The following is a 10,377-nucleotide window of genomic DNA, read 5'->3' on the forward strand; positions in this document are numbered from 1 at the left end:
TCGATGCCATTATCCAGAAAACTACATAGCAGTTGGTATGTTCTGAGCGATTTTATAGCAGCAATACTCGCCTGGATAGTGTTGTATTTTGTCAGGAGATATCTGCTCGGAGAAACGATTGTGAATGATGGCACGCTTTTCCTTAATCAGCGGTTCTGGCTCGGCCTTTCGATTATCCCCGTGGCTTGGATAACCTTCTATTCTATACTTGGCTCCTATAATTCCCTTTATCACAAATCCACCATGAATGAAATGACCATCACCTTTGTAAGTGGGGTGATCGGGTGTACCATTATTTTTTTCCTGATCGTTATAAATGATCCCCAGAAAGAATACACTTACTATTACAAATCACTTTTCTTTTATGCCGTGGCGCAAATTGTATTTACCTGGATCGGCCGCCACCTGATCTTATCTGTCATCAATCGCCAGATTCGCAGTGGTGCGGTCAGTTTCAACACCTTGCTGGTCGGATCAGACACCATGGCCGTCCGCATATATAAAGACACGAAAAAGGGACTACTCCGGTACGGCTATCATTACAGGGGGTATATCAGGGGTGGTGGGGGAGTTAATGGCATCAGTGAACTGCTGCCGGAGTTCGGGGACATTAATGAAATGGGCCCGGCGATAGACAAGAATGGAATTCAGCTGGTGGTCATTGCCCTGGAAAGGTCGGAAAAGGCAACTGTAGAAAAAATAATAGAAGTGTTGAGCGACAAAGATGTAGAGATACGGATAGTGCCCGATACGCTTGACATACTTTCAGGATCGGTCAAAGCCAACTCACTGTTCGGGCCGGTCCTATCTGGAATTAAAACCGGCCTTATGCCGGAATGGCAACAAAATATCAAACGGTTGCTGGATGTTGGGATTGCTTTTTTGTCCCTGATCATATTTTCTCCACTATTGTTTTATGCAGCAATAAGGACCAGGCTCTCTTCCCCCGGTCCCGTTATTTATTCGCAGGAGAGGATCGGGTATAAAGGGAAAAAGTTTTTAATATTCAAGTTCAGGTCCATGTTTGCCGATGCTGAACGCGAAGGTCCACAGCTTTCTTCGGAAAAAGATCCGAGAATAACAGCCTGGGGCAGAACCATGCGTAAATGGAGAATAGACGAGCTGCCCCAGCTATGGAACGTCCTCAAAGGCGATATGAGCCTGGTTGGTCCCCGGCCGGAACGTAGTTTCTACGTTGCCCAGTTAACCAGGGCTTCCCCTTATTTCCGTTATCTTTTGAAAGTAAAGCCGGGCCTCACCTCCTGGGGGATGGTCCAGTTCGGTTATGCGAGCACCGTTGAAGACATGCTTGAAAGAATGAAATATGACCTGATCTATATTGAGAATATATCACTTGCGCTGGATCTGAAGATTATGTTGCATACAATCAGGATCATTTTTAAGGGGAAAGGAAGATAAGTACAAGATACGATCAGCAATCAGTGCAGACGGTAAGAGGAGGATTCCAATAAAGATCACCGTCCTGCGTTGTATATTAACTTAAAGCTTATGACGACATGCGATTAGCCAGGTTTTTGTTTTTGATGATTTGTGTTTTGCATTTGAGGGATGCAAAAGCACAGGGTGAGTACTGGCAGCAAGAGGTGCGGTATAATATTGAAGTCAGTCTGAATGATGTTGAACATACGCTTGATGGAGTCATTAGCATAAATTACCGCAACAACTCACCGGACACACTGGCTTTTATCTGGTTTCATATCTGGCCAAATGCTTTCAAAAATGATAAGACTGCTTTCAGCGAGCAACTCCTGCGCAATGGCAAAACAGCATTCTATTTTTCAAAGCCGGAACAAAAGGGATACATAAATAAACTCAACTTCAAATCCGGGTCGGTGTCCCTGGAGATGGAGGATCACCCATCATATATCGATGTGGTAAAGGTGCTGCTGCACGAGCCGTTATTGCCTGGACAGGACAGAGATATTTCCACGGCTTTCCATGTGAAGCTTCCGTACAATTTCAGCAGGGGTGGGCACAACGGAACCGGGGGCCAGTCTTACCAGGTAGTGCAATGGTATCCCAAACCGGCAGTTTATGACAAGCAGGGCTGGCACCCGATGCCATATCTTGACCAGGGGGAATTTTACAGCGAATTTGGTTCTTATGATGTCAGGATCACGCTACCAGCAAACTATGTAGTCGCAGCTACCGGGGAGTTACAGGACCAGGAAGAGATCGACTGGATGAAGACCCGGGCCACGGCGCCTGCAAGGAAAAAATCAAAACAACCTAAAAACAAAAACTCCTTCATGTTGCCTGTAAAGCAATTGGAGGAAATCGCTTCTGATACCCGTACCAAAACCCTCCGTTATCTGCAGGATAGTGTTCACGACTTTGCTTTTTTTGCTGATAAATATTTTATCGTTCGTTCCACAGACATTGTATTGCCTTCGGGACGCACGGTGAAAGCCTATAGCTTTTACAGGGAGGAATCTTCAGAAGAATGGAAAGAGAGTCTTGTCAGGGTGCGCGAGGCCGTCCTTTTCAGGTCGAAATTACTTTTTGAGTATCCATATAACTCAATCAGCGTTGTTGATGCAGACTTTGGGATCGGGGGAGGAATGGAATACCCGATGATATCCAACCAGAGCAGCGGCCTTGGACAGGAACAATTGATGGAGATCATAGAACATGAAGTGGGACACAACTGGTTCCAGGGTGTATTGGCCACCAATGAAAGAGATCATCCATGGATGGATGAGGGAATGAACACCTATTATAATCTTCGGTTTGTGAGCAGAAACTCAAATAACGCTTCCCGGCGCGCAGCGACCGCGCGGCAGTTCTACTATCGTGAAAATCCGGCGACCAGTCAGCCCATGGCTACTGCTTCCGCAGATTTCAGGCAGGATAATTATTACTCAACGGCATATTATAAAACCGCTGAATGGCTGAGCGCCCTGGAAAAGTTGCTTGGCAGAAAGGTTTTTGATTCGGCAATGAAGCGGTATGCTGAAGACTGGAAGTTCCGTCACCCGACACCGAATGACTTCAGGCATTCCATTGAACAATACTCCGGCAAGGATCTTACTTCACATTTTAACCTGCTGTATTCAACACAAAAAGCACCCGCCAAAGCTCTAAAAAAAAAACTGGTAAGCGGACTTAGCCCCGGTTCCCACGGCAGAGATTCAGTTGATTACATTGATGTGTTGCCTGTACCAGGCTACAACGTTTCCGATGGTTTCATGATCGGTGCCGCGATTCATAATTATGCGCGTCCTTTGAACCGATTCCATTTTCTTGTTAGTCCTTTATATGCCACCCGTTCCGGCCAACTTAATGGTATTGCTGATCTGGATTACAACTGGTACAACAGCGGTAAGATACAGAAGATCACCGCCGGCCTTGCTTTATCACGTTTTTCGACATCGACAGCAAACGACAGCAACAGTAACCGGATCAGTACGGGTTTTGTAAAGATCGTTCCATCATTGAAACTATCTTTCAGTAAACCTTCGCCTTTGAGTAATATGGATAAATGGTTGGAATGGAAAACTTTCGTGATCGGAGAAACAGGATTCAATTATCAATTAAAGATATCTGATGGAAATTATTATCCTGAGAAAACGGCTATACAATACCGTTATATCAACCAGTTGACTTTCGGTATCTCAGACAGTCGTGTATTATATCCCTATGATGCATCGCTTCAATTGCAACAGGCTAAAGATTTTTACCGGGTTAACCTCAACGCAGCATATTTTTATAACTATGCATCGGGAGGTGGGATGAATCTCCGCTTCTTTGCGGCTAAGTTTGGATACGTTGGCACACTGTCGACCAATAAAACTTTTGAAACGTCGAGGTACCAGCCCAAACTCACTGCGGTTACAGGTTACGAAGATTATACCTACAGTAATTATTTTGTGGGAAGGCTGGAATCGGAGGGGTTGGGTTCCCAGCAGATCATGATGAGGGATGGCGGACTTAAATTAAGAACGGATATGTTCCAGGACCTGCAGGGACGCTCAGATAATTGGGTGACATCAATCAATTTCAGCACATCCATTCCCAGGCAGATCCTGCCGCCGGTAGTGCCTTTAAAAATATTTTTTGATCTTGGTACATATGCCGGAGCCTGGAAAGAGGATGCTGAAGGAAGCAGGTTCATGTATGTAGCAGGCTTACAGCTTTCACTCTTCAGGCAGGTATTGAATATTTATGCACCGCTGATCTACAGCAAAACTTTCGGTGATAATCTTAAGACGGTTCCGGAAGAAAATAAGTTTTTAAGAAAAGTATCATTCAGCGTGGATATACACAGCCTGCAAGCAAAACGGGTAGTCAGCAAGTATAATGTTGAGCTTTAAATTTTCATGGTAACCATGCAGCGAGCCGATCTTCAACCAGTGTTGTTCCTTAGGTCACAGATCGATGATCTGAAATGGAACCGGACGGTTAAAGCTTCACCTGGCGCGGTCATCTATGGTCTTACGAATTCGCTTGATATTCTTGGTGGCTCCTGGATGGCGCTGGTGGCCGGAGATTACCAATATGTATTTCCGCTACCATACAGAAAAAAATTTGGTATAAGATATCTTTATACACCTTCATTTATACAACGGCTTGACGTTTTTGGCATTGATTGTAAGGACGAAATCCGCGCTTTGTTCCTGGATGCACTCACACGGTATTACAGTTATGCAGATATTGACCTCGCTTTTAGCAGCGCAAATAAAAACTGGATCGCCAGGCAAAGGATAAATTATTTGTTGCCCTTAAATAGCAGTTATGAACTGATTGCCGGGGCTTACCACGACGAGGCGAAAAAAAGCCTGCGGAAAGCGAACTCACGGCATTGCAGGTTTACTTCCGGGGTTACTCCGGAGGTCGTAATTGCCATGTACCGCCAAACATATGGTGAAAAAGCCGGCCGGCCGGATGCTGATTATAAAGCGATGCTTGCTTATGCCGGGGAGGCTCAAAAAACGGGTAACCTGTTAGCCTGCGGCGTGGAAAACAAGGAGAACGGAGAGCTATTATTTGGCGCGATGTTTTTTCTTTTTAATGAAAGGATCTATTACCTGTTGGGTGCACCGACCCAAAACGGCCGGGTGGCCAGGGCCGGATATTTCATGATAGACTCCATAATCCGCCAATATTCCGGCACGGATAAGGTACTTGATTTTGAAGGCTCGGAGATACCCGGGGTTGCAGAATTTTATCAGAAATTCAGTCCCCGGCCTGAGATTTACTATCACTTGCATTATAACGCTCTTCCCGTACCCGTCAGATGGTTCAAAAGATGAACTTTAGTGATAGTTATAGGTGAGAGACCCCTGACTGTCGTAAGAGTTCTGCAGCAATTACAAGGTCAATTGGCCGGGTGATCTTGATATTGGACATTTCTCCCTCAATAAGATGAATACGCACCCCCGTTTTTTCTACTACCGTTGCTTCATCGGTAAATGAGGGATCAAATTCCTGTTCAAAAGCCTTTAACAATAATTCGGAACGAAAAGTCTGGGGTGTCTGAATGAGGTGAACTCTCGTGCGGTCTACCGGTTCATTGTCATCACCGCTTGAGATCCTTATACTATCTGTGGCTGGTATGGCAGGTATTGCATTCCCTTGAAGGATCGCTTTGTTATAACATCGGGTTATCAGGTTGTCTGTGAGCAGGCACCGTACCCCATCGTGTACGAACACGATTGATTCTCTGTCAACCTCTTTTAAGCCATTCTTAACAGAATCAAAGCGCGTTCGCCCGCCCGTTACCACCCTTACAGCACCTCCATAAGCCGGATTCCCCGCGACCGCATGACCCCTTGTCATATGGGCCTGGGGAACCACAAGTATGATGGTGATATCAGGGAAAGCTCTCTTAAAAGCCATGATAGCATAGTGCAATAATGGTTTTCCAAGCAAATCGAGGAATTGCTTGGGTATTAATGTGCCCATACGTTCCCCGCTTCCGCCGGCAACTATTATTGCGTAAGTGTTCATTGGTAATACTTAATCCCCGCCCATTAGTTCTCTTTCAATTTCTTCCATCTGAACGATGTCCCAGGCCTCACTTTCAGTAGGAGTAATGTTCAGCCGGGAAGCGAGGTCGTTGTGCTCCAGTGTTTCTTCAACACCCTGCTGTAGATTGCAGATCACGAATGAACACTGCTGGTCATAAAAGTGCTGCTGAATTTTTAATAAATGGTCCGCCGCAGCACTATCCATCTCCCTGATGTCTTCACAATTAAGCACAACATTCCTTATCTGATCTTCGACAAAAGGAAGCAGGTATTCATCAAGCTCCGCTGTCATATTAGCAGCGAGTTTAGGTTCCCTGATCGTAATGACATGGAATTTCTCTCTGGTATCAATTTTGACCTGCATACACTTAATTATTATAACCGTCGTTAATATTTTGACGGCGTCAACTTTAGTCAAAAATATTTGTTATTATTGTATCATTCACAACAAATTAGAAAAATGGACAACAATTTTTCAGCCCAGGTCAAGGAGATCATTTCTTTTAGCAGGGAGGAGGCGTTACGGCTGGGGAACGATTTTATCGGTACGGAACATTTGTTGCTGGGCCTGATCCGCGAAGGTGATAATACCGCCGTTCGGATCTTAAAGAGTTTTAACGTCGATTTGTACGAGCTACGGAAAGAAGTTGAACTTGCAGTAAAGGATAAAACCGGTAAGAACATCGCCAACATTAATAGTCTGCCATTAACAAAACAAGCAGAAAAAGTTATCAGGGTCACTGTTCTCGAAGCGAAGGCATTAAAAAGCCCGACGGTAGAAACGGAACACCTGATGCTATCAATTCTTAAGAACAAGGAAAATATTGCTACTCAAATTTTAAATCAATTCGACGTGGATTACGATTTATTCAGAAACGAATTAGGCGTGGTCAAAAGCAACGACGTACGCAGTGAATACGCTGATGAGAACGAAGACGATTTTGATGAGGAAAAGAAGTATTCACAACAGAAGTCACGTGCTGCCGGCAACGCAAAAAGCAAAACACCGGTGCTTGATAATTTCGGACGTGATATCACCCGTCTCGCTGAAAACGGATCCCTTGATCCGATAGTAGGTCGGGAGCAGGAAATTGAAAGGGTGTCACAAATACTTTCCCGCAGAAAGAAAAACAACCCGATCCTTATCGGTGAACCCGGGGTTGGTAAAACAGCCATCGTTGAAGGTCTTGCATTGCGTATTGTGCAGCGCAAAGTTTCACGTGTGTTGTTTGACAAAAGAGTTATCTCTTTAGATCTTGCTGCCCTGGTTGCAGGTACCAAGTATCGTGGTCAGTTTGAAGAGCGGATGAAAGCTATCATGAACGAACTCGAGAAGAACAGGGATGTCATCCTGTTTATCGATGAGATTCATACTATAGTTGGTGCCGGGGGAGCCAGTGGCTCGCTTGATGCATCGAATATATTTAAACCAGCTCTTGCCAGGGGAGAACTTCAATGCATAGGTGCATCCACACTGGATGAGTATCGCATGTACATTGAAAAGGACGGCGCACTCGATCGTCGTTTTCAGAAAGTGATCATCGAACCCCCAAGCGTTGATGAAACTATACAGATCCTGAATAACATCAAATCTAAATACGAAGATTATCACAACGTAACATACAGCAACGATGCTATTGAAGCCTGTGTTAAACTGAGTGACCGCTACATTACCGACAGACTTTTGCCTGATAAGGCGATTGATGTAATGGATGAAGTGGGCGCACGTATCCACCTGAAAAATATCAACGTTCCGAAAGAGATCCTTGACCTTGAGAAAAAGATCGAAGATGTGAAGGTTGAAAAAAATAAAGTGGTAAAAAGTCAGAAGTTTGAAGAAGCCGCTTCACTTCGCGACACTGAAAAACGCCTCCAGGAAGACCTTGAGAAAGCGAAAAGTCAGTGGGAAGAGGAAAGCAAACATAAACGTTACCCGATCGACGATGAAGCTATTGCAGAGGTGGTCAGCATGATGACCGGCATTCCCGTTAAACGGATGGTGCAGGCAGAAAGCGATAAGCTGCGCAACATGGCCGTTGATATGGCAAACATGGTAGTCGGCCAGGATGAAGCGATCAGCAAAGTAGTGAAGGCCATTCAGCGTAACAGGGTCGGTCTTAAGGATCCCAAAAAGCCGATAGGTACGTTCATCTTCCTCGGACCAACCGGGGTAGGTAAAACGGAGCTCGCCCGTTCACTGGCACGTTACATGTTCGATTCCGAAGACGCACTCGTTCGTATCGATATGAGTGAGTACATGGAGAAATTCACTGTGAGCCGTCTGATCGGCGCTCCTCCGGGATATGTAGGTTATGAAGAAGGCGGACAGCTTACTGAGAAAGTACGCCGTAAACCTTACTCTGTCATCCTCCTGGATGAGATTGAAAAAGCTCACCCGGATATTTACAACATCCTGTTGCAGGTGTTGGATGATGGCCAGCTTACTGACGGCCTTGGACGTAAGATCGATTTTAAGAATACCACCATCATCATGACCTCAAATATTGGTGTCCGCCAGTTGAAAGATTTTGGTGACGGGGTTGGATTCACAACTGCATCAAGGTCACAGAATGCAGATGAAAACAATAAAGCAGTAATAGAAAAAGCACTGAAAAAAACGTTTTCGCCTGAGTTTCTGAACCGGATAGATGACGTGATTATCTTCAATTCATTAACAAAGGAGCACATCTTCAAGATCATCGATATCCTGATGAAGGGTGTTACAAAACGACTTGTCAACCTGGGCTTTTCGCTGGAACTTGCAGAAGACGCAAAAAACTTCATTGCTGAGAAAGGATATGATCAGCAGTTCGGAGCACGTCCATTGCACAGGGCCATTCAAAAGTACCTTGAAGATCCCCTGGCAGAAGAAATTCTCAAGATGGCTATCAAGCCGGGAGATATCATGGTCGCAGAACTGGATAAGGAAAATTCCAAACTTAGTTTCTCGTTGAAGTCTCCAACCAAGGAGAAATCAGAAGCTTAAGTTTAGATTGGGAAACTTTAATGAGTTCACTACTCAACAGTGAAGAAACATAATAAACGGGCTGCCAATATTGGCGGCCCGTTTTTGTTACTTATCTTTCAATCCGGACCTGCACCCGGCCCGGTTACCCCTATTTATAACGAAAGTAATGTTATTGAATGTTTAGAACTGCGGCAAAGCGCGTGCTTTTTCTCTCGTTTCTACACGCTCTCAAGAAGAGGGATTTCAAAGCTTTTGTTTTCGTTATCGTCTGTATATTGTTTCAATTATTTTTCACTTTTGTCAAACTGGAGTTTACGCCGTTTTTTCTGTTCGGTATGTATTCTGAGCAGTTTACAGGCTCCGATACTCTATCAAAAATTGTATTATTGGTAAATGATAAGCCAATAGAATTTTATAAACCTACGCCGGGTGAAAAAAGTTTGCTGGAAACGAATACCATCAATTATGTGGATATGAAGAGGAACAATAACACCGATTTGTTGAAGACACGAATCGAAAGCAGGTATCCATTTATCTATGAATCGGTTTTATATCCTTACTTCGCCCAACGTATCTATAATACTCCACAAACACAGCAGCAATTCAAAGACTGGCTTAAGAAAAAGTGTTCCAGGCTTGCAGGCAGTGAAAAAGTAGTAGTCAGGATTATAGAATTAACTTATGTTCTGAACAGGGCTACGATAGATCCCAATCTCACTAAGAATGAAACACTTGAGGTTCTCTGATTATGCTTTACTTGTTTCCACTAACCGCATGCACCTGCAGCGCGTTTTTTATTCAGTGGTCCTGTTGATACTGGCGTTAAACCTGTTGAACCATAACCTGATTTCACAGATAGGCCCGAATCCGCTTCTGAACCAGGATACGGATCCGGTTTACCTGTTGTTTATGGCTTCTGGTTTTGCACACTTCATAACGGGCTGGGCCGCACCTTATTTTGATGCACTATTAATCATTCCCTCCGTTGCTTCGATTATTCTTCCCCGTTATAAGATCTTCCCGCTGTTGTTCTTAATACTTTATTTTATATACTTTATAATTTTTAACATGTTATCCGGTCATCACTACACCAACGTGGGTGTATTGATCATGTCCATCGCTTTCATATTTACCGGGCAAACCCGTTTTGTTACTGCCTTCAGTATGTGCCGGTTTTTTTTATGTTTCATGATGTTTAGTGCCGCATGCTGGAAGATCGTGCGGGGTAATCTCTGGAATGTCGACCAGACCAACGTTATGTTAATCACCACTTATCTTGACCAACTCGTCTCCGGTAGTAGTTTCGCAGTCAACAACCTGGTGAAGTGGTTAATACGGCATCGGGCCTGGGCTCATTCGATATGGATCGTCCTGATACTGATTGAAGCAGTTTTTATTTTGGGGTTTATAAGTCTGAGA

At 44.4% G+C, this 10,377-nt stretch carries 8 protein-coding genes; 6 read left to right on the forward strand and 2 right to left on the reverse strand.

Features of this window, described 5'->3' with window-relative positions:
• The first annotated feature begins 3 nt into the window (after nt 1-3).
• The 3 genes from ACX0G7_RS17380 to ACX0G7_RS17390 all read left to right on the forward strand — a co-directional run bounded on the left by ACX0G7_RS17380 (nt 4) and on the right by ACX0G7_RS17390 (nt 5,273).
• Nucleotides 4-1,419, forward strand: a complete 1,416-nt coding sequence (locus ACX0G7_RS17380; RefSeq protein WP_458924783.1) for a sugar transferase — start codon at nt 4-6, stop codon at nt 1,417-1,419.
• 98 nt (nt 1,420-1,517) lie between these two features.
• On the forward strand, nt 1,518-4,334 hold the full coding sequence (locus ACX0G7_RS17385) for a M1 family metallopeptidase (RefSeq protein WP_458924784.1): 2,817 nt from the start codon (nt 1,518-1,520) through the stop codon (nt 4,332-4,334).
• Between the two features lie 15 nt (nt 4,335-4,349).
• Nucleotides 4,350-5,273: a hypothetical protein gene (locus tag ACX0G7_RS17390; protein WP_458924785.1), complete on the forward strand. Its 924-nt coding sequence runs from the start codon at nt 4,350-4,352 to the stop codon at nt 5,271-5,273.
• 13 nt (nt 5,274-5,286) lie between these two features.
• On the opposite strand, the gene ACX0G7_RS17395 is transcribed toward ACX0G7_RS17390, so the two are convergent.
• Nucleotides 5,287-5,970, reverse strand: a complete 684-nt coding sequence (locus tag ACX0G7_RS17395; RefSeq protein ID WP_458924786.1) for a 2-C-methyl-D-erythritol 4-phosphate cytidylyltransferase — start codon at nt 5,968-5,970, stop codon at nt 5,287-5,289.
• Between the two features lie 9 nt (nt 5,971-5,979).
• Nucleotides 5,980-6,354 carry an STAS domain-containing protein gene (locus tag ACX0G7_RS17400; RefSeq protein ID WP_458924787.1) on the reverse strand — a complete coding sequence of 125 codons (375 nt, stop codon included), beginning with the start codon at nt 6,352-6,354 and terminating at the stop codon, nt 5,980-5,982.
• A 96-nt stretch (nt 6,355-6,450) separates the two neighbouring features.
• Between ACX0G7_RS17400 and ACX0G7_RS17405 the strand changes: the two genes are divergently transcribed.
• From ACX0G7_RS17405 to ACX0G7_RS17415, 3 genes are all read left to right on the forward strand, one after another.
• Complete coding sequence (locus tag ACX0G7_RS17405) at nt 6,451-8,976, forward strand: ATP-dependent Clp protease ATP-binding subunit (protein ID WP_458924788.1); 2,526 nt, start codon at nt 6,451-6,453, stop codon at nt 8,974-8,976.
• 158 nt (nt 8,977-9,134) lie between these two features.
• A complete protein-coding gene (locus ACX0G7_RS17410) occupies nt 9,135-9,704 on the forward strand; it encodes a hypothetical protein (RefSeq protein WP_458924789.1) in 570 nt (189 codons plus the stop codon).
• A partial coding sequence (locus ACX0G7_RS17415; RefSeq protein ID WP_458924790.1) for a hypothetical protein occupies nt 9,682-10,377 on the forward strand: 696 nt, incomplete at its 3' end. The genes ACX0G7_RS17410 and ACX0G7_RS17415, both read left to right, overlap by 23 nt.

The organism is Flavitalea antarctica, assembly GCF_054461535.1.